The following is a 24492-nucleotide window of genomic DNA, read 5'->3' as shown; positions in this document are numbered from 1 at the left end:
GCCCCCGGTCGTTGAGCGAGCGAGGAACGAGCGAGACGAAACGCCCCGCACCCGGCGCAGCGGCCAGGTTCGGGGCGTTTCGTCTCGGGCGCCAGAGCGCCCTTCGCTCAACGACCGGGGGTCAGTGGTCGCTCCGCTCGTCGTGGTCGCTCTGCTCGTCGGGGGCGTTCTCGCTCACCCCGCCGTCGGCGTCCTCTGTCGCGACTTCCACGTCGGCCTCCGCCTCCGCACCCTCCGCACCCTCGGCGTGGCTCGGCTCGGCCACGGACGGATCGGTCCCGGCGGGCTCAGGGTCGACGCGCTCAGCGCCGTCGCGCTCGGCCTCGGCGGGCTCGAACTCGACCGGCTCGACGTCCGCAGCCTCGCCCGGCTCGGCATCCGCCGGCTCCAGGTCGACGTCAGCGATCGCGGCGGCGTCCTCCCCCGCGACGGCCGCCGTGATCGACGTCTCGGGGCGGATGAGCTCCTTCACCTCGGCCATGAAGCTCATCAGCTGGTGCTGCTGCCAGCGCAGCTGACGCGTGCGGTCCTCGGCGTCGCGCAGCACGGCCTGCGAGTGCGTCGTCACCAGGTCGATGATGCGCTCCGCCTTCACGTGGGCCCGCTCGAGGTGCTCTCGCGCCCGCACCTGTGCGTCAGCCTCGATCTGCTGCGACTGCGCGCGCATCAGCCGCTCGAAGTCCTCGGCCTTCACCGACACGCGCTGCGCGTGATCGAGCGACGCGGTGACCTGGTCGTTGGCGTCCTGCGTGATGCGCTCGGCGTGGGCGACCGCCTGGTTGTGCAGCACGAGGAACTCCTGGTGCGCGTCATCCTGCCGGCGGGTGAGGGATGCCTCGAACTCGAGTGCCCGCAGGCGCAGCTCGCGCACCGCCTCCTCGGCGTCGGACCGATCGCGTGCCGTCTCGCGCGCGACGGCGGAGCGCAGCACGGCCGCCCCCTTCTCCGCCTCGGAGCGGATGGCCGCAGCCTCGCGCTCGGCCTGCGACACCTTCTCGGCGGCGTGCGCCGCCTCGCGCTCGATGCGCGCTTCATGGGCGGTCAGTTCGGTGTCGATCTTGAGCCGCACCTGCTGGGCCTCGTGCTGGGCCTGCGAGAGGATGGCCTCCGCCTCGGCCAGCGCCGACGAACGGCGGTTCGCGATCTCTTCGCGGGCCGCCTCGAGCAGACGATCACCTTGGACGCTCGCGTTGCGGATGAGGAGGCTGGCCTGGTCCTCGGCGACGCGCAGCACCTCTTCGAACTGCTGGCGGTTCGGTGACTCCGTCGTCGCGCCGACCAGCTCGTCGCTCAGGGTCTGCACCCGCTGCTCGGCGTCGGCGAGCTTCGCGTTCGCGAGTTCGATCTCGCCTCGCAGCCGCTGGACGATGTCGCCTTCCTCGTCGCGGGCGGCGGAAGCCTCGGCCGCGACCCGCTCGAGCTCGGCCAGACGGCCCTCCTCGGCCTCGGTGAGCGCCTCCTCGAGCCGCTCGATCTCGTCCTGCTTCGCCTCGAGCGCGGCATCCAGCTCCGCACGGCGGCCGGCGATGGCGGCGTCGATCTCGGCCTGGCGCTTCTCGGCGGCCGCCTGGAGCTCCGCCTCCAGGCGCTCGGCCTTGGCGCGGCTCTGCGCGACCGCAGCACCGGCACGACGCTGGTGCTGCTTCAGCTGCGCGACCTCGTCGTGGGCCGCGCGCACGCGCGCGTCGAGTCCGGCGATCGCGGCGTCGACCTCTTCCTTGTCGTACCCGCGGAACGTCGTCGTGAAGCCCGACCCGAACGAGGTCGTCGCCGGGTCGCCGCCGATGAGGTTGTCGAAGGGGGTCGGGTCGTCCTGGCCCGGATTACCGGCGCTCACGGCGTGGTCGGACATCGGTGTGTCTCCGCTTCTGGCTTGCTGTGTCGGCGAGTGCGCTCGGCGGAGGCGTGCGTCCTGGCCCACGGCGCCGGCGAACGTATCGCCTCGCGCGCGAGCAGCGGTGGCCGCACCGTCCTCGACGACACCGGGGGGTTGTGTCGCAGGTGACTGCGTATCAGGGTAGGTGAACCCTACATCCCCCGGCTGTGTCGGCGAAACGTCAGATGCCGGCGAGCCACTCCCGGTACGCCTCGAACGACGACGGGCGGCCGAGGAACGCCTCGACGAGGTCGTTCGCGTCGCGCGATCCGCCCCGTTCGAGCACCTCGGAGCGGTAGCGACGCGCGGCCTCGGCATCCATGAGTCCGCCGGCGAAGCCGCTCAGCAGGTCGCGCGCGATCACGAGGCTCCACTGGTACGTGTAGTAGCACGCGCCGTAGCCGGTGAGGTGGCCGAACCCCGCGTAGGAGTGGAGCCCCGGCAGCGGCTGGACCGGGCTGGCGGCCGCGTAGAGCCGCTCGGTCTCGGCCTGCAGATCGGCCGGCCGATCCACGTGCAGGTGGTACGACACGTTCGCGTGCCCGAGCTGCCGGCGCACCTCGAGCGCGCGTCCGAACGCGTCGGCGGTGCGCATCCGAGCCACGAGGTCGGCGGGAATGGGCTCGCCCTGCGCGTCGCCGCTGAACGAGGCGAGCACCCCGGCATCCCATGCCCACTCCTCGAGCAGCTGGCTCGGCGCCTCGACGAAGTCCCATTCGGTCGCCACTCCGCTGAACCGCGCGAATCGCTGGCGGCCGCCGAGGATGTCGTGCACCAGGTGACCGAACTCGTGGAAGAAGGTCACCACCTCGTCGTGCTCGAGAAGGCCGCGCGAGAAGTTGCACAGCAGCGCGGCCTCGGGGAGCACCCGGCCCGCCACGCCGGGTGCCAGCGGGAAGCAGGCTGCGTGGCTGAACTTGCCCTCCCGCGGGTGCAGGTCGAGGTGGATGCGTCCGAGCCGCTCGTCGCCGCGCATCACGTCGAACGACTGCACGTCCTCGTGCCAGGCATGAGCGTCGACCGGCACGTACTGGACGTCGAGCAGGCGGCCGGTGACATCGAGCACGCCCGCCACGACCCGCTCGAACGGGAAGTACGAGCGGACCAGCTGGGCGTCGACGTCGTACTGCTCGCGCTTGATCGCGCCCAGCAGGTACCAGAAGTCGGCGATGGTCACGACCTCCGCATCGGGGACGTCGCGCCGCAGCCGCTCCAGCAGCTGCGGGTACTCCGCCTGCGCCGCCGAGCGCGACGCATCGTCGAGCCGGGAGAGGAACGCGGGGATCGCCGCGCCCGACCCGATCATGCGGGTCTCGGTCTCGTAGTCGGCCCAGTCGGGATACCCGAGCAGCCGGGCACGCTCGGCGCGGACGTCGAGCAGTTCGGCCAGGATCGCGTCGTTCTCGGGCCACGCGAGGTCGTTGTAGGCGCTCACCAGGGCGATCCGCGTCGCGCGGTCGCGGGCGTAGTCGCGGACCGGCATGAGGTCGGGGTAGTCGGTCGACAGCGTCACCCGCCCGTGCTCGTCGGCGGGGTGGGAGTCGAGGAAGTCCTGCGGCATGCCCGCCAGTCCGTCCGCGGGAACGGTGATCTCGCGACGCCCGTCGCGGATGTTCCGCGAGAACGCCAGCGACAGCTCGGTGTCGCGGTCCGCCAGCTGCCGGGCGCGCTCGCGGTCGGCATCGTCGAGCTCGACGCCGCCGCGCCGGAAGTCGCGCAGCAGGTGGGCGAGCAGCCGCGCCTGATCGTCGTCGAGCGCGGTCGCCGACGCATCCGCGAAGGCGTTCCAGAGATCACGGTCGAGAAGCCGCGCCGCCGAGAGCGACTCGACCATCTGCACCTGAGCCTCGGCGCGCTCGCGCACGGCCTGATCGGGGTGCGCCTCGCTCAGGACGTAGGCCTCGCTGAGGGCCTCGCTGAGGGCGATGTCGGCGTCGTTCCACAGCTCCAGACGCTCGACGGTCGTGAGCGACGACTCGGACTTCAGCCGCCCATCGATCTCGCGGACCCGGGCGATCCGGGCGCCGGGGCGCTCATCGGCGAAGGCCGCCCATCCGGCGGCGTCGGACGGAAACGGCAGAGGCTCGAAAGTCACCCTGCGAGCCTAAGGGCGACGCCGCCGGTTCGCGAAGAGATCCGGCGCCGGGCGCCGATCGGTCAGCGCAGCGCGCCCACGCTCGCGAGAGCCATGCGCACCAGAGTCCCCCGGCCGCCTTCCATCTCGGCCGAGAGTGCGTCGGATGCCGCTTCCTCCGGAGTCAGCCAGGTGACCTCGAGGGCATCCTGACGGGGCTCGCAGGTGCCGGTCACCGGCACGACGAACGCGAGCGACACCGCATGCTGGCGGTCGTCGTGGTAGGCGGTCATGCCGGGCAGGGGAAAGTACTCGGCCACGGTGAACGGCGTCGGCTGCGGCGGGAGCATCGGGAACGCCATCGGGCCGAGGTCGTTCTCGAGGTGGCGGAAGAGGGCGTCGCGGACCGTCTCGCCGTAGCGGACGCGGCCCGAGACGATGGTGCGCGAGATCTCACCCACCGGTGTCGCCCGCAGCAGGATGCCGACCTGGGTGACCTGCCCCATCCCGTCGGTGCGCACCGGCACACCCTCGACGTAGAGCATCGGCAGCCGGCGGCGCGCCTCCTCCAGCTCGATGTCGCTCAGCCAGGCCGGATTCGAGATGTTCCCCGCCGGCGGGCCGAACGGCTCGTCGCCCGCAGGTTCGGGGTCAGGGGTGCGCACGGACATGCCTCCTGTATACCCGCTCCGTCCCGATCCTGCCGCGCGTCCTCCGCACCGAGGCGGATGCGTCATTATTCTGAGGGCATCGTTTCGGGAGGACGCCATGGCCGAGGACCCGCCGCAGACGCGCATCAGCCGCATCCAGGACATCGTGGGCGTCTTCGTGCTGTCGATCACAGCGGTGCTCACGGCGTGGTGCGGCTTCGAGTCGTCGAAGTGGGGCGGCGAGATGTCGATCGCGTTCAGCGAGGCGTCGGGCGCCCGCATCCAGGCCGCGAGTGCCGAGAACGAGGCGCGGGCCGCTCAGCAGTTCGACCTGTCGGTCTACGCGCAGTGGGTGCTGGCCGAGGGCGAGGGCGACACCGAGCTGGCGCAGTACATCCAGGAACGCTTCCAGCCGTGGTTCACGGTCGCCTTCGACGCGTGGCAGGCCGACGGGATGGTCGAGAACGCTCCCTTCGCCCGCGACGAATACGTGCCGCCGGGCGAGGTGGAGGCGGTGGAGCTCAACGAGCGCGCGGACGCCAAGTTCGCCGAAGCCCTCGAGAGCAACCAGCGCGGCGACAACTACTCACTTCTGACGGTGCTGTTCGCCCTCGTGCTGTTCCTGACCGCGATGTCGCAACGCGATGTGCGGACCTGGATCGGTCGGGTGCTCCTCGGGCTCGCATTGGTCGTGATGACCGTGGGGATCGGCATCCTCCTCACCTTCCCGATCAAGATCTGACCGGCCCGACCGGAGGCTGCCGTCTGCGGCGCTCGGATCCGCCCTTCGCCGTGTCGGCCGCCGATGGGAGGATGAGGGCATGCCGGAAGCGCTCGTCCTCGACGCCGACGCCGTGCTGTGGTCGACCGACCGGTCGGCCGTCGCCGGTCGGCACCTGCTGCTGCTCCTCCACGGCTACGGCGCCGACGAGCACGACCTCTATCCGCTGCGTCAGTACCTGCCCGAGGCATTCGCGGTCGCCAGCCTCGCCGCGCCGCTCGCACCCCCGTGGCCGGCCCCGGGACGCTCCTGGTATCCGATCGAAGGGCTGGAGGGGCGCGACGCCTCGCACGTGACCCGCGCCGCCGAGGCGGTCATCACGTGGATCGACGCGCACACAGCGGGTGCGGCATCCATCGGCCTCCTCGGCTTCTCGCAGGGCGGTGCGGTGTCACTGCAGGCGATGCGCCTCGAGCCGCAGCGCTTCGCGTACGCCGTCAACCTGTCCGGCTACGTCACACCCGGCGAGCTGCCGGGGGACGCCGCGCTCGCCGAGCTGCGGCTGCCGGTGTTCTGGGGCCGGGGGACGAACGACGACGTCATCCCGGAGTTCGTCGTCGCTCACACCACGCAGTGGCTGCCCGAGCACGCCGAACTCAGCGGCCGCGTGTACCCGGGCCTCACGCACAGCGTCTCGGAGCAGGAACTCGCCGATGTGGCGGCATTCCTGGACAAGCGGCTGACGGCTCTCGACGCGGTCGACTGATCGCGTTCCCTGGCCATGGTCAGCATCGTCCGCTATGGTGTCTCACGGCCTTTGTCCCCTCGGTGAGGAACTCCCTTGAAGCTGATCGACGCGTCCGCGCTGTAATCGCGCTGCTCCGTCGACCCTCGACGTCTCGCAGCGCCTGACGATTCCGCGCTGCTCGTCGATCCATCGCTTCTCCTCCCGCGATGCCTCAGCCTTCCCAGGCCGGCACGTTCCGGACGGATCCCGCGGTCCCTCGGTGTCAGCGCTCGACTGACATAGGAGGCCTCATGCCCGCACACACTCTCACACCCGTCATCGTCCTCGACCGGGTCTCATTCACCTGGGCCGACGGCACCGTCGCCCTCGCCGACGTCTCCGGATCGTTCGGCACCGGCCGCACCGGCCTCGTCGGCCGCAACGGCTCCGGAAAGTCCACGCTGCTGCGCCTGATCGCCGGGGACCTCACACCCTCCGCCGGGCACATCGCCCGGACAGCGGATGCCGCATACCTGCCGCAGCGGCTGACTCTCGACGTCGACCGGCCCGTCGCCGACCTGCTCGGCGTCGGCGACACCCTCCGCGCGCTGCGCGCCATCGAGTCCGGCGATCCCGATCCGCGTCACTTCGACGCGGTGGGCTCCGACTGGGACATCGAGGCGCGCGCGCACGCCGCGCTCGCCGAGGCAGGACTCGCACCCGACATGCTCGACCGCAGCGTCGGGCAGCTGTCGGGCGGCGAGGCGGTGCTCACCGCGATCGCCGGCATCCGTCTGCGCAGTCCCGAGATCGCGCTGCTCGACGAGCCGACCAACAACCTCGACCGAGACGCCCGCACGCGCCTGTACGACATGGTGCGCTCGTGGCGGGGCGCCCTCGTCGTGGTGAGTCACGACACGACGCTCCTCGAGCTGATGGACGACACCGCCGAGCTGTACGCGAACGAGCTGTCGGTGTTCGGCGGTCCGTACTCGCAGTGGCGGGCATGGCTGGATGCCGAGCAGGGCGCCGCCCGTGACGCCGAGCGAGCGGCCCGCCAGGCCGTCAAACGCGAGAAGCGCCAGCGCATCGAGGCCGAGACCACCCTCTCGCGCCGCGCCGCGATGGGGCAGAAGGCGTACGAGGAGAAGCGCGTGCCGAAGATCGTCGCGAACGGACGCCGGATGGCGGCCCAGGTCTCGGCGGGCAAGCTGCGCGGCGAGAAGGCCGAACGCGAGGCCTCGGCGCGCGAGGCCCTCGATGTCGCGGAGCGCCGCGTGCGCGACGACGACATCGTGAAGATCGACCTGCCCGACCCCGGAGTGCCAGCGGGCCGTCGCATCGCGACGCTCGGCGACGGCGAGCGGTCGTGGGTGATCCAGGGGCCCGAGCGGGTCGCGCTGATCGGCCCGAACGGAGCGGGCAAGACGACGCTGCTGGAGCGGCTGGTCGCCGAAAGCGTTCCGAACTCAGGAAGAGGTGCGGATGCCGGCGGTCACGACCCCGGAATTCCGGGGGTCGACGCGGCAACCGCCTCACCGTTCCTGAGCTCGGTACGCGCCGAGCTGCACACCGACCGCGTCGGGTACCTCCCGCAGCGCGTCGACGGGCTCGACGACGCGGCATCCGTGCTCGACAACGTCGTTCCGTCTGCGCCTGGCGTCACGATCGTCGAGCTGCGCAACCGGCTGGCGCGGTTCCTCATCCGAGGAGCGGCCGTCGAACGCCCGGTGGGAACGCTGTCGGGTGGCGAGCGCTTCCGCGTGGCTCTCGCCCGGCTCATGCTCGCCGATCCGCCGCCGCAGCTGCTCGTCCTCGACGAGCCGACGAACAACCTCGACCTCGACACGGTCGACCAGCTCGTCGACGCGATCGCCGCCTACCGCGGCGCGGTGCTCGCGGTGAGCCACGACGACGCGTTCCTCGAGCGCATCGGCGTCAGCCTCGTGCTCGAGCTCGACCGCGACGGCACGCTGACGGAGCGCTGAGGACGCACCGCGGCCGGGCTTCGTTCCCGGCCGCGGGCTGCTCCCCCGACGGTCCGGGGGCCAGCACCCGTGCGCCGGCGCCCCGACTCGCGGATGATGAACTCATGAACGCACTCGTGAGACCTCAGCAGGGCCGATGGATCGCCGGCGTCTGCGCCGCCGTCGCCAACCGCTTCGGGTGGAACGTGACCCTGATCCGGATCCTCACCGTCCTCGCCGTCGTCTTCTTCGGCCTGTCGCTGTGGATCTACATCCTGCTCTGGATCCTGGTCCCCTCCGAGCGCTGACGCCGGGGTTCCGCTCGCCCGCCCCTGGCGCGCAGGGGTGCGCCACGCCATGATGAACGCATGCATCGCCTGGTTCGTCCCAGACGGGGACGCATTCTCGCCGGGGTCTGCCAGGGCATCGCGGACCGTTTCGGCTGCAGCGTGGTGCCGGTGCGCGTGCTCACGGTCGCCTCGACCGTCTTCTTCGGCGTATCGATCCTGATGTACCTGCTGCTGTGGATCCTCATGCCGGACGAGAGCTGACGTCGGTCAGGGAGTGACGACAGCCTCCGCGAAGACCGCAGCTCACGGCCTCCTCGGCTCCTTGGTGCGTCCGGGGGCGCTGTCGCTGTTGCCGGGACCGCTGGAGGAGTCATCTTCCTCCTCCGTCGGCGGCGGCACCGTCGGCGCCGGAGCCGGAGCGGGCTCGACGGCCGCGTCCGTCTGCTCGTCCTCGCCGGCATCCGGCTCCGGCTCTGCTGGCGGGACCGTCGGACTGGGAGTGAGCAGAGGGGTCGGCGCCGGCGGTGTGGGGCGGGGAGTCACGCGCACCTCCGACGCCGGCGCGGGATCGGCGGGCAGCGGCGAGCGGTCGCCCTGCACCGCCGCGAACACCGCGGTGACGACGACCACGAGCGACAGCGCGAGGGCGCCGACCAGCGCTCCGAGTGCGAAGGTCTGCACCCGGCGCGAGCGCACCCAGGAGGCATCGGCGGCCGTGGGCGTGGCCGTGGGGGCGAGCGGCGCCGGGGTGTCCGACCCGCTCGAGGGCGTCGACTCCATCAAGGTCCTCGGCGGTGAGCGCGTGCGGGGGGACACGCGAGCACCGATCCTACGCGACCCGGTTGCGACCCGCCCTGGCCGGATGTCGGCGATCGCGACGAAGATGGAGTGATGGGAGACGTCCTCGAGCGGTTCGGTCCTGCCACGCAGGACTGGTTCCGTGGCGCCTTCCACGCCCCGACCGATGCCCAGAAGGGGGCCTGGCAGGCGATCTCGGCAGGCAAGCACGCGCTGGTGGTCGCGCCGACCGGCTCCGGCAAGACGCTGTCGGCGTTCCTGTGGGCGATCGACCGCGTCTTCCACGACAAGGCGGCGGCCCCGGTGTCCGCGTCCGCCTCCGGTCGGAAGAAGATGACGGATGCCGCGGCGCCCGCGACCCGGATCCTCTACATCTCGCCGCTCAAGGCGCTGGGCGTCGACGTCGAGCGCAATCTCCGCTCCCCGCTCGTCGGCATCGGCCAGTCCGCGCGCCGGCTCGGTCTCACGGTGCCCGATGTCACCGTGGGCGTGCGCTCCGGCGACACCCCGGCGGGCGACCGGCGCAAGCTCGTGCAGCGCCCGCCCGACATCCTGATCACGACCCCCGAGTCGCTCTACCTCATGCTCACGAGCCGTGCGGGCGAGACGCTGCGCGACGTGCACACGGTCATCGTCGACGAGGTGCATGCCGTCGCCGCCACGAAGCGCGGCGCGCATCTGGCGGTGAGCCTGGAGCGGCTCGACGCGCTCCGTCGCTCGTTCGCACCCGATGCCCCACCTGCCCAGCGCATCGGCCTGTCGGCCACCGTGCGGCCGATCGACGAGGTCGCCCGGTTCCTCGGGGGCGCCGAGCCGGTCGAGATCGTCGCACCCCGGGCGACGAAGGCGTTCGACATGAAGGTCGTCGTGCCGATCGGCGACATGCTCAATCCTCCGCCGCCGCCGAGCCCGTACCGATCCGAAGACGACGCCTGGGCGGATCCGGCCGCCGCGTCCTCGGCCGACGGGCCGGCGGAGGCGATCGACGAGGACTGGTTCGCCGACGGCTCAGGGTCTGGGGCGGGTTCGGGGGGCGATCCGCGCCGGGCGTCCGGTGCCGGCGAGACCGAGATGACCGGGTCGGTCTGGCCGCACGTCGAAGAGGCCATCGTCGATCGCATCCTGCTGCACCGCTCCACGATCGTGTTCTGCAACTCCCGACGGCTCGCCGAACGGCTCACGGGCCGGCTCAACGAGATCTACTCCGAGCGTCTCGGGCTCGACCTGCCCGAGCAGGCGGTTCCCGCGGCCATGATGGCGCAGGCGGGCGCGACGGCAGGAGCCGACCCTGTGCTCGCGAAGGCGCACCACGGGTCCGTGTCGAAGGAGCAGCGGGCGCAGGTCGAAGAGGAGCTCAAGTCGGGCGTCCTGCGGTGCGTCGTCGCCACCTCGAGCCTCGAGCTCGGCATCGACATGGGCGCCGTCGACCTCGTCATCCAGGTCGAGGCGCCGCCGAGTGCGGCATCCGGACTGCAGCGGATCGGCCGTGCCGGGCACCAGGTGGGCGAGGTCAGCCGTGCCGCGCTGTTCCCGAAGCACCGCGGCGACGTGCTGCACACCGCGATCGTGACCGAGCGGATGCTGGCCGGGCAGATCGAGGCGATCGCCATCCCGCAGAACCCGCTCGATATCCTGGCGCAGCAGACGGTGGCCGCAGCGGCGGTCGCGCCCGTCGACGTCGAGGGCTGGTACGAGACGCTCAAGCGGAGCGCCCCCTTCCGCTCGCTCCCCCGGTCGGCGTACGAGGCCACGCTCGACCTGATCGCCGGGCGGTTCCCGTCCGACGAGTTCGCCGAGCTCCGTCCCCGCGTCATCTGGGACCGCGATCTAGGCGTGCTCACCGGCCGCCCGGGCGCCCAGCACATCGCCGTGACCAGCGGCGGCACGATCCCCGACCGCGGCCTGTTCGGCGTCTTCATCGCGGGTGAGTCCCAGAACGCGCGCGTCGGCGAGCTCGACGAGGAGATGGTCTACGAATCGCGCGTGAACGACGTGTTCACCCTCGGCACGACCAGCTGGCGCATCGTCGAGATCACGCACGATCGCGTCAACGTGGTCCCCGCGTTCGGACAGCCCGGCAAGGTGCCGTTCTGGCACGGCGACGGCATCGGCCGCCCGGCCGAGCTCGGCGAGGCGCTCGGCAAGTTCTCCCGCGAGGTGTCGACGGCGAAGCCCGAGAAGGCCGAGTCGCGCCTGCACGACGCGGGCCTGGACGAGTACGCGCAGGACAACCTGCTGGCGTACCTCGCCGAGCAGCGCGAGGCCACCGGCACGCTGCCGACAGATCGTCAGCTGACCGTCGAGCGCGGGCGCGACGAGGTCGGCGACTGGCGCGTCATCCTGCATTCCCCGTACGGCATGCAGGTCCACGCGCCGTGGGCGCTCGCGGTCAACGCGCGCATCCGCGAGCGGCTGGGCGTCGACGGATCCGCTGTCGCCAGCGACGACGGCATCATCGCGAGGATCCCCGATGCCACCGCCGAGCCACCGGGTGCCGACCTCTTCGTCTTCGACCCCGATGAGCTCGACCAGATCGTGACCGAAGAGGTGGGCGGCTCCGCGCTGTTCGCCTCGCGGTTCCGCGAGTGCGCGGCGCGGGCGCTGCTCATGCCGCGGCGCAACCCCGGCAAGCGCACACCGCTGTGGCAGCAGCGCCAGCGGTCGGCGCAGCTGCTCGAGGTGGCCCGTCGGTACCCGACGTTCCCCATCATCCTCGAGACGCTCCGCGAGGTGCTGCAGGACGTCTACGACGTGCCCGCGCTCCTGCGGCTCATGCGCGGCATCGGCGAGCGCCGCATCCGCCTCATCGAGACCGAGCCCGCGCAGCCCTCGCCGTTCGCGCGCGACCTGCTGTTCGGCTACGTCGGCGCCTTCATGTACGAGGGCGATTCGCCGCTGGCGGAACGTCGGGCGGCCGCGCTCTCGGTCGACCCGGCACTGCTGTCGGAGCTGCTCGGCAAGGTCGAGATGCGCGAGCTCCTCGACCCGGACGTCATCGCGCAGTTCGAGCGCGAGGCGCAGCGCCTCGATCCCGAGCGCCGCGCACGCGGTCTCGAGGGAGTCGCAGACCTCCTGCGCCTTCTGGGTCCGCTCGACGCGACCGAGGCGGCCCTGCGGCTCGAGGCCGAGGGCGACGGCGTCAGAGGCGTTTCGTCTCGCTCCGCTCGCTCAACGACCGAACCTGGTTCCCGGTCGTTGAGCGAGGGAGCGCCAGCGACCGAGACGAAACGCCCCGAGCCCACGAGCGACCTCGCGCACGCGAGCCCCGGCGAGGCATCCGCTCTCCTCGACGCGCTGGTCGCGTCGCGGCGCGCGATCCCGGTGACGATCGCCGGCGCGACCCGCATCGCCGCGATCGAAGACGCCGGGCGGCTGCGCGATGCACTCGGGGTGGCTCTGCCGGTCGGCATCCCCACCGCGTTCCTCGAGCCCGTCGCCGACCCGCTCGGCGACCTGCTCGCCCGGTACGCGCGCACCCACGGGCCTTTCACGGCGGATGCCGCTGCCGACCGCCTCGGCATCGGCGTCGCCGTCGCGCGCCATACCCTGCAGCGGCTCGAGTCGCAGGGACGGGTCACGAGCGGCTTCTTCCTGCCCGACCCGCCGCCCGGCTCGGAGGACCGCTCCGCAACGCGCGGCGACGAGGCGGAGTGGTGCGACACCGAGGTGCTGCGCCGGCTGAGGATGCGCTCGCTCGCGGCGATCCGCGGCAGCGTCGAGCCGGTGCCGCAGCACGCCTATGCGCGCTTCCTTCCGGTGTGGCAGCACGTCACCCGGCCGCTGGAGGGCATCGACGGCGTCGCGGCGGTCGTGGAGCAGCTGGCCGGCGTGCCGATACCCGCGAGCGCCTGGGAGTCCCTCGTGCTTCCCGCTCGGGTCGCCGACTACACACCGGGGATGCTCGACGAGCTGACCGCCACCGGCGAGGTCATCTGGTCCGGCCACGGCACGCTGCCGGGGCGCGACGGCTGGATCGCGCTGCATCCGGCTGACGCCGTGCCGCTGACGCTCTCCGTGCCCGACGACGCCGAGGAGATCACGCCGGGGTCCCTCGATGCCCAGCTGCTGGCCGCGCTCGGCGGCGGCGGTGCCTACTTCGCCGCGCAGCTGCGGCAGACGACCGGCGCCGAGAACGAGCAGTCGGTCGTCGACGCGCTGTGGCGGCTCACCTGGGCAGGACGGATCACGAACGACACCTTCGCCCCCGTCCGCGCGCTCGTGTCGGGCGGCTCGCAGGCGCACCGGGTCAGCCGGCGCACCCCGCGGGCCCGCCTCTACCGGGGTGCCGCGGTGCGGTCGGTCGCGGCATCCGTCCCCGCCCGTCCGCCTGCGATCGGCGGACGATGGTCGCTGCTGCCGGCGGCCGAGCCGGATGCCGCCCTGCGTGCGACGGCGACGGCGAGCCTGCTGCTCGACCGCTACGGCGTCGTCACCCGCGGCGCGGTGCAGTCCGAGGGCGTGCCGGGCGGATTCGCGCAGACCTATCGCGTGCTCGCGGGCTTCGAAGAGGCGGGTCACTGCCGGCGCGGGTACGTCATCGAGAAGCTCGGCGCGGCACAGTTCGCCGCCTCCGCCACCGTCGACCGGCTGCGCGAGTTCGCCGGTCTCTCCGACCCGCCGCCGCTGCGGGGCGTGACGCTCACCGCGACCGATCCCGCGAATCCGTACGGTGCGGCGCTGGCATGGCCGGCGCTCGAGGGCGTCGGGCATCGCCCCGGGCGCAAGGCAGGTGCGCTGGTCGTGCTCGTCGACGGCGCGCTCGCCCTGTACCTGGAGCGTGGCGGCAAGTCGGCACTCGCGTTCACGGGCGACGAACCGGTGCTCGCCGCCGCCACGCGGGACCTCGCCGCGACCTCTCGGGCGCGACGGCTCGACACCCTGACCATCGAGCAGGTCAACGGCGCCTTCGTGTACGGCACCGCGGTCGGCCGGGCGCTGCGGGATGCCGGCTTCGTGGAGTCGCCGCGCGGGCTCACCCTGCGGCGACCCACGGCTGGTGCTGCGCGACAGGCTCCGGGACCGGAGGACCGGGCGGGCGCGCGTGCCTGAAGGCGACACCGTCTTCCGCACGGCCCGCCGCCTCGATGCCGCGCTGGCGGGGGCGACGGTGACGCGGTTCGAACTGCGCGTCCCGCAGGCGGCCACGATCGACCTGCGGGGCGAGGTCGTGCACGGCGTGGTCTCGCGCGGCAAGCACCTGCTCCATCGCATCGGGTCGTGGACGCTGCACACCCACCTCAAGATGGAGGGCGAGTGGCACGTGTACCGGCACGGCGAGCGGTGGCGCGCGCCGGCGTTCCGTGCCCGAGCGGTGATCGGCGCGACCGCGCCGGACGGCACCGAGTGGGAGACGGTCGGCTTCGACCTCGCCGACATCAAGGTGGTGCCCACCGCCGACGAGGACGAGCTCGTCGGCTACCTCGGCCCCGACCCGCTGTCCGACTCGTGGGACCCGGTGGAGGCGGCTCAGCGCCTCGGGGCCGACACCCGCGCCGTGCATGTCGCTCTCCAGGACCAGCGCAACATCGCCGGATTCGGGAACGAGTACGTCAACGAGATCCTGTTCGTGCGCGGCATCCTTCCGACGACACCGGCGGACGAGACGGATGCCGCCGCGATCGTGGACCTCGGCGCGCGCATGATCCGCGCCAACCGCAACCGGTCTGGCCGCACGTTCACCGGCGACGAGCGCTCCGGACGATCGACCTGGGTCTATCGCCGTGAGGGCCGGCCGTGCCGGCGGTGCGGGACCCTCATCCGCGGCGGAAGCCTCGGTGCGGATCCCACCCGCGAGCGCATCGTCTTCTGGTGTCCGTCCTGCCAGCGCTGATCCTCTTCCAGCACGCTTTCATCACGATGCCGGGCGGACGAACTGTCGCCCGGGAGCCGGGCATCCGTTCGTCGCCGCGCGTGCGCCGTTGAAACACCGCGGATTCCTGGCCGTTACACAAGTCCGGACGAAGTGTCGTGCCGGAGGCCGCAGGCACCCCGGATCGTCTGGTTAGGAGGCGGCCGCATTGCGGGTGACCACGTCCCCCTATTGAATACTCGACACACCCGATCGGCCGTGCAGCGTTGCGCGGCCCGCGACCAGAAGGACCCTCACGAGGTGACGATGTCCACAGGCACGGCGACCGCAGCGGCAGACCCCGCGGAGCAGGTTCCCAGCGAGAGCGAGGCCGCGCGCGGGGCAGTCGTCCTGTCGGGGATCACGAAGTACTACGGCGAGCAGCTCGCCGTCGACGACCTGTCCCTGACGATCCAGCCGGGTGAGTTCATCTCGCTCCTGGGCCCCTCCGGCTGCGGCAAGACGACGACGCTGCGGATGATCGCGGGGTTCGAGCGGCCGGATGCCGGCGACATCCGCATCTCGGGGCGCTCGGTGCTCGCGGCGCCGCCGTACAAGCGCGACGTCAACACGGTCTTCCAGGCCTACGCCCTGTTCCCGCACCTGTCGGTCGCGGAGAACGTCGGGTACGGCCTTCAGCAGCGCCGGACTCCGAAGTCCGAGGTGCGTGAGCGAGTCACCCAGGCGCTCGACATGGTGCAGATGCGGCGTTTCGGCGACCGCAAGCCCACGCAGCTGTCGGGCGGCCAGCAGCAGCGCATCGCGCTGGCACGGGCGCTGGTCAACCGCCCCGCCGTGCTGCTCCTCGACGAGCCGCTCGGCGCGCTCGACCGGCAGCTGCGCGAGGAGATGCAGCTCGAGCTGAAGCTCCTGCAGTCGCGACTGGGCATCACGTTCGTCTTCGTCACTCACGACCAGGGCGAGGCCCTCTCGATGAGCGACCGGATCGCGATCATGCGCGCGGGTCGCATCGAGCAGCTCGCCGACGCCGACACCGTGTACGCGCGTCCCGCATCGGCGTACGTGGCGGCGTTCGTCGGCCAGCAGAACTTCTTCCGCGGCCCGGCGGCCGAGGCGGGTGCAGCGATCACCTCGCCGCACGCGCTGGTTCGCGCCGCATCGCCCGTGCTCACCAGCACGAACCTCGGCGAGGCGGCGGTGCGGCCCGAGTTCATCCGGATCGACAAGGACCCCTCGGCGGGCTCGGGAACCGCGACCGGCGCGAGCCTGTCCGAGGCGAACACGACCCACGGCGAGCTGATCGGCGTCTCTCATCTCGGCGACACGATGCAGTACCTGGTGCGGCTCGGTCCCGACCAGAGCCTGATCGTGCGGCGGCCCACGCCGGACGCCCCGGCGCTCGTCGTCGGCGACCACGTGGTGTGCGCGTGGGGAGCGCACCACGTGCTGCTCTTCCCCGCCGCCGACGACGCGGCCGCCGAGCAGGGCGGCTACATCGCGCCCCCGACCGCCTGACAAGACCGACCGCCTGACCCGAACAGCACGCCCGACCCGACGCACGCCCTCAGCCGCGGCATCCGCCTCACCGGCTCCCGACCCGACCAGGAGTACCCGTTGACCCAGCCTCGTACCCCGCTCCGCATCCTCGCCCCCGAGGCCGCCGCGCCCGCGATCGTGCGCGAGCTCTCGCGGCGCCGCTTCCTGAGCTTCGCGGCACTGGCCGGAGGCACCGCCGTGCTCGCCGCCTGCACGCCGGGCGGCAGCGGGTCGCCCGCGCCGCAGGCCACCGGCGGAGACCTGGAGGGGAGCCTCTCGGTGTACACGTGGGGCGAGTACGACTCGCCGGATGTCGTGGAGGGATTCACCGACGAACTCGGGCCCAAGGTCACTCTCGACTCGTACTCCTCGAACGAGGAGCTCATCGCGAAGCTGGTCGCGGCGAAAGGCACCTCGGGCTACGACATCGTCGTGCCGACCGGCGTCTTCATCCCGCAGATGATCGAGAACGGCCTGCTGACGAAGTTCAACAAGGAGCTTCTGCCGAACATGTCGAACATGGACCCGGCCTTCCTCGGCCGCGCGTGGGACCCGGGCAACGACTACTCGGTCTGCAAGGCGTGGGGAACGACCGGGTACGTCTACGACAAGACGGTCATCACCCGCGAGCTCACGACGTGGAGCGACTTCTTCGACGCCGCGCAGAACGAGGCGAGCGGCAAGACGGCGATGTCGGACGACCCCGCGGGCATCATCGGCTCGTACTTCTGGGCCAACGACCTGGACTGGAACACCGAGGACCCCGACGAGCTCGAAGCGTGCCGCGCCTTCCTCGTGGAGCAGATCGCGCCGCACATCTCGGCGTTCGACTCCTACCCGGGCACGAACGCGATCCCGCAGGGCACGCAGGTGCTGATGCAGGCGTGGAACGGCGACGCACGCCTGGGCCTGATGGAATCGAGCGAGCCGGAGCGCTGGCAGTGGGTGCTCCCGGGCCCCGTGACCGAGCTGTGGATGGACAACTGGGCGATCGCCGCCGGTGCGCCGCACCCCGAGGCGGCTCACGCGTTCATCAACTACTCGATGGCGCCCGAGAACCTCGCCCTGAACCTCGACTACATCGGCTACAACGTCGGTGGCACGGACATGCAGGCCGCGGCCGAGGAGAGCGGCCTCGCATACACCGACATGATCTTCTTCAACCCCGAGCAGCTCGAGACCATGCACGAGCAGGAGCTCAACAACTCGCAGACGACCCGCGTCGAGATCTACAACGAGGTGAAGGCTGCCGCCGGTGCGTAGTCGTTCGGCAGGAGCCGCGCTCGCCGTTCCGGCGTGGGCGTGGCTCCTCCTGTTCTTCGTCGCGCCCGTCGCGATGGTCGTGTGGTTCAGCTTCGGCTACAAGCCCGGCGTCTTCGGCAGCCACGCGAACGACATCCTGTCGTTCGACCGCTACGTCGAGGCCTTCTCGCCGACGTTCTTCGCGACGTTCCAGAACACCCTCTGGGTCGGCGTGATCGGCACCGTGCTCTGCTTCCTGATCGGGGCGCCGGTCGCCTACTGGATGGCGTTCAAGGTCAAGCCCGAACGCCGCGGCATCCTCATCGCCCTGGTGCTGGTGCCGTTCTGGACCAACTTCCTGGTGCGCACGATCGGCTGGCAGGTGATCCTCGCGCCCGAGGGCTGGCTGTCGTCGCTGCTGCAGGGCATCGGCGTGCTCGACGGTCCGCTCGACCTGATGTACACCCGCACCGCAGTGATCATCGGCGTCGTGTACAACTACCTTCCGCTGATGATCCTGCCCCTGTTCGTCGCGTTCGACCGCGTCGGCCCGGCGCTGCGAGAGGCGTCGAAGGATCTCGGCGCGGGCAAGCTCACCACCTTCCTGCGCGTGACCCTTCCGCTGTCGCAGCCGGGCATCATCGCCGGCGTGCTGCTGGTCTTCATCCCCCTGATGGGCGATTACATCACCGCGACCGTGCTCGGCGGCGCCAAGGGCAACATGGTCGGCCAGCTCGTCGCGAGCCAGTTCCAGACCGCCCAGAACTGGGCGCTCGGCTCGGCGATGGCGGTGCTGCTCATGCTCGTGATCATGCTGACGATCGGTGTGGCCGCGGTGATCATCTGGCTGATCGCGCTGCCGTTCCGCTCGCGCAGCCGGCTGGTGCTGGGACCGGTGGCCGACACGGTGAAGACGGATGCCGCGCCCGCAGGCGCGCTGGAGGCGACGACGTGACCACGCAGACCGAGACCGAGACCGAGACGATCCTGCAGGCCCAGACCCGCGAAGCGCGGCCGACCGCAGCTCCCCGCCGGCGCGCGCGCAAATCGTGGTCGGACGTCGCCTTCGGCGTCTGGGGCGTGCTGGTGATGCTCTTCCTGTTCCTGCCGATCATCGTGATCGTCATCTACTCGTTCAACAGCGGCCGCCTCCTGGTGTCGTGGGACGGCTTCGGGTTCGACGCCTTCAGCACGATCCTGGTGAAGCCGGCCATCCAGAACGCCGTCCGCGTGTCGCTGATCACGGCGCTCATCGCGGCGATCATCGCGACCGCGCTCGGCACGCTCGCCGGCATCGCGATGGCGCGGCATCCCGGCAAGTGGGTGTGGTGGTTCCTCGGGCTGCTGCTCCTGGTGTCGGTCACGCCCGAGATCGTCGACGCGGTGGCGCTGCTGCCCTGGATGGTCTTCCTCGGCCAGGATCTGGGCATCTCGATGTTCAACGACGGCATCGTGCGCCTCTCGGTCGGCTCTTCGCTGTTCGCGACCGCCGTCGTGTCGTACATCGTGCGCGCCCGGCTCGTGGGTCAGGACATGAACCTCGAAGAGGCCTCGGCCGACCTGTACGCGAAGCCGTTCACGACGTTCCGTCGCATCACCCTCGCGCTGGCCATGCCGGCGGTGCTCGCCGGCTTCCTGCTGGCGTTCACGCTCAGCCTCGACAACACGATCGTCGCGGCCTTCGTGCAGGTCTCGGGCACGACCCCGTGGCCGGTGTACGTGCTGAGCGCGCTGCGTTCGGGCCTGCGACCGGAGATCGCGGCCGTGTCGACGATCATGCTGGTGCTGACCCTCATCGCGCTCGCGCTCGTCGCGCTCGTGCTCAAGCGCGCCGGCGACTCCGCGACGCAGATCGCCCGCACGATGACCGGCGGCTGACCGGACCTCTCAGCGATCGGAGACCCATGCCCTACGCCGACCTCGTCTTCACCGGCGGCCCCGTGTTCACGGCGAACACCGTGCGGTCGCGTGCGACGTCCGTCGCGGTCACCGGCGGGCGCATCGTGGCCGTCGGCAGCGATGATGTCAGTGACCTCGTCGGCCCGTCCACGGAGGTCGTGGACCTCAGGGGGCGGATGCTGATCCCCGGCTTCCAGGACGCCCACGTGCATCCGGTCTGGGGCGGGCTCGACATGCTCCGCTGCGACCTGTCCGAGCTCGGCACGGCATCGGACTACCTCGAGGCGATCGGCCGCCATGTCCGCGCGCATCCTGACGACGAGTGGATCCTCGGCGGCGGGTGGCAGATGTCGGCGTTCCCGGGCGGCACGCCGACGGCATCCGCCTTGGATGCCGTCACCGGCGACCGCCCGGCGTTCTTCCCGAACCGCGACGGCCACGGCGCGTGGGTGAACTCGGCCGCGCTGCAGCGCGCCGGCATCGACCGCGATACGTCCGATCCTGCTGATGGCCGTATCGAGCGCGACGACGACGGCGCCCCCTCGGGCACGCTGCACGAGGGCGCTATGGCGCTGGTCAACCGCCTGCTGCCCGAGGAGCCGCTCGAGCGCCTCACCGAGGCACTCCTGCTGGGCCAGGACTACCTGCACTCGTTCGGCATCACCGGCTGGCAGGACGCGATCGTCGGCTCGTACGGGGATGCCGGCGATCCCGGTCCCGCATACCTCGCGGCCGCGGCCGCAGGCACCCTCACGGCGCGGGTGGTCGGGGCGATCTGGTGGGACCGCACGAAGGGCCTCGAGCAGATCCCCTCCATCCTCGAGCGCCGCGAGCGGTACCGCGGCGGACGCTTCGCCGCGACCTCGGTCAAGGTGATGCAGGACGGCGTCGCCGAGAACTTCACCGCGTCGATGCTCGAGCCGTACTGCGACGGCCACGGCCACTTCACCGACAACGCCGGCATCTCGTTCGTCGCGCCGGAGGTTCTCAACGAGGCTGTGCCGCTCCTCGACGCCGAGGGCATCCAAGTGCACTTCCACGCGATCGGCGACCGCGCGGTGCGCGAGTGCCTCGACGCGGTCGAGCATGCCATCGCCCGCAACGGCCCCAGCGACAACCGGCACCACATCGCCCACATCCAGGTCGTGCACCCCGAAGACGTGTCGCGCTTCCGCCAGCTCGGCGTCGCCGCCAACATGCAGTCGCTGTGGGCGACGTACGAACCGCAGATGGTCGAGCTGACGCTGCCGTTCCTCGGTGAGCCGCGCAGCGCCTGGCAGTACCCGTTCGGCGACCTGCTGCGAGCCGGCGCGGTGCTCGCCGCAGGCAGCGACTGGTCGGTGTCGACACCCGATCCGATGGCAGCCATCCACACCGCCGTGAACCGCACCGCAGCCCCCGGCCACGAGGAGGGCGATTACGACGCCTTCCTGCCGGAGCAGGCGATCGACCTCGCGACATCGCTCACCGCCTACACGGCCGGATCGGCGTGGGTGAACCACCTCGACGAGGTCACCGGCACGATCGAGGTCGGCAAGCTCGCCGACCTGGCCGTGCTCGACCGCGACCCGTTCGCCGGCCCCGCGGAGCGGATCGGCGCCACCCGCACACTCCAGACGTTCGTCGAAGGCACGCGGGTCTACGCCGCGCCGGATGCCTGACACGTTCTTGCACCGCCTGCAGCGTTTCGTCTCGCTCGTTCCTCGCTCGCTCAACGACCGGGACCTAGCTTCGGTCGTTGATCGAGGGAGCGCCAGCGACCGGGACCAAGCTTCGGTCGTTGAGCGAGGGAGCGCCAACGACCGAGACGAAACTTCGGTCGTTGAGCGAGGGAGCGCCAACGACCGGGACCAAGCTTCGGTCGTTGAGCGAGGGAGCGCCAGCGACCGAGACGAAACGACTCGCGCCTCTCGATTGCGCCGGGTGCCCGCGTTTCGTCTCGCTCGTTCCTCGCTCGCTCAACGACCGGTGTCTACGCCGCGCCGGATGCCTGACACGGCCGCCTCTATGCTGTTGCGGTGACCCGACTCCTGCTCCTCATCGACATCCAGCGCGACTACTTCCCGGGAGGGCGGCATCCGCTCGTCGACCCGGATGCCGCCGCCGATGCCGCCGCGCGACTCCTCGCCGCGTTCCGCGCGACGGGTGAGCGGGTCGTCCACGTCCAGCACGTGTGGGACGGTCCGGATGCCGCCTTCTTCGGCGCCGGGACGCCGGGCGTCGAGTTCGACCCGCGCGTCGCGCCCGACGGTTCGGAGCACGTCGTCGTCAAGCACGAGCCGAACGCGTTCCTCGGCACGGGGCTCGAGGCTCTGCTGCGCGCCGCGGCACCCGACGAGATCGTCGTCGCCGGGATGATGTCAAGCATGTGCGTCGACGCGACCGTGCGCGCGGCATCCGATCTCGGCTTCCGCCTCGCCGTCGCACAGGACGCGTGCGCGGCACCCGACCTCGCCTACGACGGCCGGACCGTGCCGGGCGCCCAGGTGCACCTGGCGTTCATGGCGGCGCTCGACGGCACCTACGCCCGCGTCGCCGACGTGGATGCGCTCACCGGGGAGCTCGCCGCGCGCTGATGCCGGCGCGACAACCTGTCCGGCCGACGGACAACTTCCGACACGCGATGCCCGCACCGTCGCCGTCGACGGGCGAGGATGGGAGCACCAGACACCCGCATCGGAGTTGATAACCGTGGGCACGACCGTCTTCGAACGACAGCGGCCGGCAGCATCCGTCGTCCAGCAGTCCCTTGCCGGCACCAGACACTCCGTCTTCTGGCGCGACGACCTCCCCGAGAATCTGAGGCTCGACCGGTCCTCTCTCGTCGGCACGCATCGCGCCGACCTGGTCGTCGTCGGCGGCGGCTACACCGGCCTGTGGACCGCCCTGCTCGCCACCGAGCGCGACCCGGGCGCCAAGGTCGTCGTCGTCGAAGCGCAGCGCGTGGGCTGGGCGGCTTCGGGGCGCAACGGCGGCTTCTGCGAAGCGAGCCTCACGCACGGCCACGAGAACGGCATGGCGCGCTGGCCCGACGAGATGCCGGTGCTCGAGCGGCTCGGTCGCGAGAACCTCGATGCGATCGAGGCGTCCGAGGAGCGCTACGGCATGGACTTCCAATTCGAGCGCACCGGTCAGCTGGCGCCCGCGATCGAACCCCATCAGGTGGAGTGGCTGAAGGAGTGGGCCGCCGAGGGCGAGGAGGGCGTCGTCTATCTCGACCGTGCCGAGGCGCAGGCATCCGTCCACTCCCCCACGTATCTCGCCGCCGTCTGGGAGAAGCACGCGTGCGGCATGGTGCACCCGGCGCGCATGGCCGCCGAACTCGCCCGCGTGTGCGAGGAGCGCGGCGTCGAGATCTTCGAGCGGTCCCACGTGACCGGGCTCGACACGACCGGCCCGGGGGTGGTCGTGATCACCGACGACGGGCGCGTGGAGGCGGCGCGTGCCGTGCTCGGCACCAACGTGTTCCCGTCGCTCATCAAGCGCAACCGGCTCATGACGGTGCCGGTGTACGACTACGTGCTCATGACCGAGCCGCTCACCGACGCGCAGCTCGCGTCGGTCGGCTGGCAGGACCGCCAGGGCATCGGCGACATGGCGAACCAGTTCCACTACTACCGGATCAGCAAGGACAACCGCATCCTGTTCGGCGGCTACGACGCCGTCTACCGCTACGGGCGCCGCGTCGATCCCGCCTACGAGCACCGGCCCGAGACGTGGGAGAAGCTCGCGAGTCACTTCTTCACGACCTTCCCGCAGCTCGAGGGCCTGCGCTTCACGCACCAGTGGGCGGGCGCGATCGACACATCGACGCAGTTCACGGCCTTCTTCGGCACGGCGCGCGAACGTCGCATCGCCTACGCCGCCGGCTTCACCGGACTCGGCGTCGGCTCGACCCGCTTCGCCGGCGACGTCATGCTCGATCTGCTCGACGGCGTCTCGAACGAACGCACCGAGCTCGAGATGGTGCGCAAGCGCCCCCTGCCGTTCCCGCCCGAGCCCGCGGCGTCGATCGGCATCAACGCGACGAGGTGGTCGCTGGATCGCGCCGACCACAACAAGGGCAAGCGCAACCTGCTGCTGAAGACGCTCGATGCGCTCGGACTGGGCTTCGACTCATGAACCCGGGGATCGTGACGGATGCCGCGGTCCTCGCGCTCGCGCTCGACTCCCTGCCGGCCGAGCAGGTCGTCGAGGGCTCCCCGCGCACCGGCTACATCGAGCTGACGGACGCGATCGGCGTGTGGGAGCACACGCCGGGGGTCTCGACCGACGTCGAGACAGACGAGGTGTTCGTCGTGCTGTCCGGCTCGGCGACGGTGTCGTTCGACGATCCGGCACTCGAGCCGATCGAGCTGCGCGCGGGAGCGGTGGTGCGCCTCACCGCCGGCATGCGCACGGTCTGGACCGTCCGCGAGACGCTCCGCAAGGTCTACATCGCGGGCTGATCCCGGCCCGCGTCAGCGGCCGGCGGAGCGCCGCACCAGGAGTGCGAGGTGAAGCGCGGTCTGGGTCTCGCCGTCGTCGAGGTCGGCGCCCAGCAGCTCCTCGATGAGCGCGATGCGCTGGTAGAACACCGACCGCGAGAGATGGGATGCCCCCGCCGCCGCGGTGCGGTTGCCCGGGTGCGCGAGCATCGCCTCGAGGACGTCGAGCAGGTCACCCGAGCGCGACAGGTCGTGCGCGATGAGCGGCGCGAGCATGCGCTCGCCGTGATCGAGCACCCGGTGGTCATCGCGCAGGGCCGCGACGAGCTGGACCAGCGGGCGGTTCTCGGCGCGCCGCAGATGCGGGCCACGTCCGGCCCGGCGACGCCGGCCGCCGGCCAGATCCACGGCTTCGTGCACCGAGGCGAGGGCAGCGTCGATGCCCTCGCCTCGGTGCACGAAGCCGTGGATCTGGC

20 protein-coding genes are annotated in these 24492 nt (G+C 71.3%); 15 read left to right on the top strand and 5 right to left on the bottom strand.

All coding sequences use genetic code 11. The features are described from left to right. Positions 1-121: 121 nt before the first annotated feature. The 3 genes from ACI3KX_RS18100 to ACI3KX_RS18090 form a co-directional block, all read right to left on the bottom strand. Positions 122-1852, bottom strand: coding sequence for a hypothetical protein (locus ACI3KX_RS18100; RefSeq protein ID WP_404910588.1), 1731 nt, complete (start codon positions 1850-1852; stop codon positions 122-124). Between the two features lie 205 nt (positions 1853-2057). Continuing rightward, positions 2058-3971 carry a M3 family metallopeptidase gene (locus tag ACI3KX_RS18095; protein WP_404910587.1) on the bottom strand — a complete coding sequence of 638 codons (1914 nt, stop codon included), beginning with the start codon at positions 3969-3971 and terminating at the stop codon, positions 2058-2060. A gap of 62 nt (positions 3972-4033) precedes the next feature. Beyond that, complete coding sequence (locus tag ACI3KX_RS18090) at positions 4034-4621, bottom strand: NUDIX hydrolase family protein (protein WP_349426290.1); 588 nt, start codon at positions 4619-4621, stop codon at positions 4034-4036. A 97-nt stretch (positions 4622-4718) separates the two neighbouring features. Here ACI3KX_RS18090 and ACI3KX_RS18085 point away from each other — a divergent pair, with 97 nt between their 5' ends. From ACI3KX_RS18085 to ACI3KX_RS18065, 5 genes are all read left to right on the top strand, one after another. After that, a complete protein-coding gene (locus ACI3KX_RS18085) occupies positions 4719-5342 on the top strand; it encodes a hypothetical protein (protein ID WP_349426289.1) in 624 nt (207 codons plus the stop codon). Between the two features lie 79 nt (positions 5343-5421). After that, the gene (locus tag ACI3KX_RS18080; protein WP_363356875.1) at positions 5422-6087 is read left to right on the top strand and encodes an alpha/beta hydrolase-fold protein; all 666 of its coding nucleotides are present in this window, start codon (positions 5422-5424) and stop codon (positions 6085-6087) included. Between the two features lie 272 nt (positions 6088-6359). Beyond that, positions 6360-8036: an ABC-F family ATP-binding cassette domain-containing protein gene (locus tag ACI3KX_RS18075; RefSeq protein ID WP_404910586.1), complete on the top strand. Its 1677-nt coding sequence runs from the start codon at positions 6360-6362 to the stop codon at positions 8034-8036. 104 nt (positions 8037-8140) lie between these two features. Beyond that, the gene (locus ACI3KX_RS18070; RefSeq protein WP_349426284.1) at positions 8141-8323 is read left to right on the top strand and encodes a PspC domain-containing protein; all 183 of its coding nucleotides are present in this window, start codon (positions 8141-8143) and stop codon (positions 8321-8323) included. 60 nt (positions 8324-8383) lie between these two features. After that, positions 8384-8566, top strand: a complete 183-nt coding sequence (locus ACI3KX_RS18065) for a PspC domain-containing protein (protein WP_349426283.1) — start codon at positions 8384-8386, stop codon at positions 8564-8566. A gap of 42 nt (positions 8567-8608) precedes the next feature. Here ACI3KX_RS18065 and ACI3KX_RS18060 read toward each other — a convergent pair whose 3' ends face one another. Next, complete coding sequence (locus tag ACI3KX_RS18060) at positions 8609-9085, bottom strand: hypothetical protein (protein ID WP_404910585.1); 477 nt, start codon at positions 9083-9085, stop codon at positions 8609-8611. A 111-nt stretch (positions 9086-9196) separates the two neighbouring features. On the opposite strand from ACI3KX_RS18060, the gene ACI3KX_RS18055 reads away from it, so the two are divergent. The 10 genes from ACI3KX_RS18055 (at position 9197) to ACI3KX_RS18010 (ending at position 24037) form a co-directional block, all read left to right on the top strand. Further along, a complete protein-coding gene (locus ACI3KX_RS18055; protein ID WP_404910584.1) occupies positions 9197-14152 on the top strand; it encodes a DEAD/DEAH box helicase in 4956 nt (1651 codons plus the stop codon). Beyond that, positions 14145-14933: a DNA-formamidopyrimidine glycosylase family protein gene (locus ACI3KX_RS18050; protein WP_404910583.1), complete on the top strand. Its 789-nt coding sequence runs from the start codon at positions 14145-14147 to the stop codon at positions 14931-14933. Before ACI3KX_RS18055 ends, ACI3KX_RS18050 begins: the two co-directional genes overlap by 8 nt. A 285-nt stretch (positions 14934-15218) precedes the next feature. Next, positions 15219-16427 (top strand): ABC transporter ATP-binding protein, encoded by a 1209-nt coding sequence (locus ACI3KX_RS18045; protein WP_404910589.1) that lies wholly within the window; start codon positions 15219-15221, stop codon positions 16425-16427. A 99-nt stretch (positions 16428-16526) separates the two neighbouring features. Next, the gene (locus tag ACI3KX_RS18040; RefSeq protein WP_363356869.1) at positions 16527-17711 is read left to right on the top strand and encodes an extracellular solute-binding protein; all 1185 of its coding nucleotides are present in this window, start codon (positions 16527-16529) and stop codon (positions 17709-17711) included. Then, the gene (locus tag ACI3KX_RS18035; RefSeq protein ID WP_349426274.1) at positions 17704-18645 is read left to right on the top strand and encodes an ABC transporter permease; all 942 of its coding nucleotides are present in this window, start codon (positions 17704-17706) and stop codon (positions 18643-18645) included. Before ACI3KX_RS18040 ends, ACI3KX_RS18035 begins: the two co-directional genes overlap by 8 nt. After that, the gene (locus ACI3KX_RS18030) at positions 18642-19568 is read left to right on the top strand and encodes an ABC transporter permease (protein WP_404910582.1); all 927 of its coding nucleotides are present in this window, start codon (positions 18642-18644) and stop codon (positions 19566-19568) included. Before ACI3KX_RS18035 ends, ACI3KX_RS18030 begins: the two co-directional genes overlap by 4 nt. A gap of 26 nt (positions 19569-19594) precedes the next feature. Beyond that, on the top strand, positions 19595-21250 hold the full coding sequence (locus ACI3KX_RS18025) for an amidohydrolase (RefSeq protein WP_404910581.1): 1656 nt from the start codon (positions 19595-19597) through the stop codon (positions 21248-21250). Positions 21251-21607: 357 nt separating this feature from the next. Continuing rightward, positions 21608-22165, top strand: coding sequence for a cysteine hydrolase family protein (locus ACI3KX_RS18020; protein WP_349426271.1), 558 nt, complete (start codon positions 21608-21610; stop codon positions 22163-22165). A 115-nt stretch (positions 22166-22280) separates the two neighbouring features. Next, positions 22281-23711: an NAD(P)/FAD-dependent oxidoreductase gene (locus tag ACI3KX_RS18015; protein ID WP_404910580.1), complete on the top strand. Its 1431-nt coding sequence runs from the start codon at positions 22281-22283 to the stop codon at positions 23709-23711. Further along, positions 23708-24037 carry a cupin domain-containing protein gene (locus ACI3KX_RS18010; protein WP_404910579.1) on the top strand — a complete coding sequence of 110 codons (330 nt, stop codon included), beginning with the start codon at positions 23708-23710 and terminating at the stop codon, positions 24035-24037. Before ACI3KX_RS18015 ends, ACI3KX_RS18010 begins: the two co-directional genes overlap by 4 nt. Positions 24038-24049: 12 nt before the next feature. Here the strand turns inward: ACI3KX_RS18010 and ACI3KX_RS18005 are convergent. After that, a partial coding sequence (locus ACI3KX_RS18005; RefSeq protein WP_404910578.1) for a helix-turn-helix domain-containing protein occupies positions 24050-24492 on the bottom strand: 443 nt, incomplete at its 5' end.

This window comes from Microbacterium sp. ZW CA_36, assembly GCF_044987475.1.
Lineage (GTDB): Bacteria > Actinomycetota > Actinomycetes > Actinomycetales > Microbacteriaceae > Microbacterium.
Note: the sequence above shows the minus strand (reverse complement) of the source record. Positions and strands in the feature narration are given on the sequence as shown.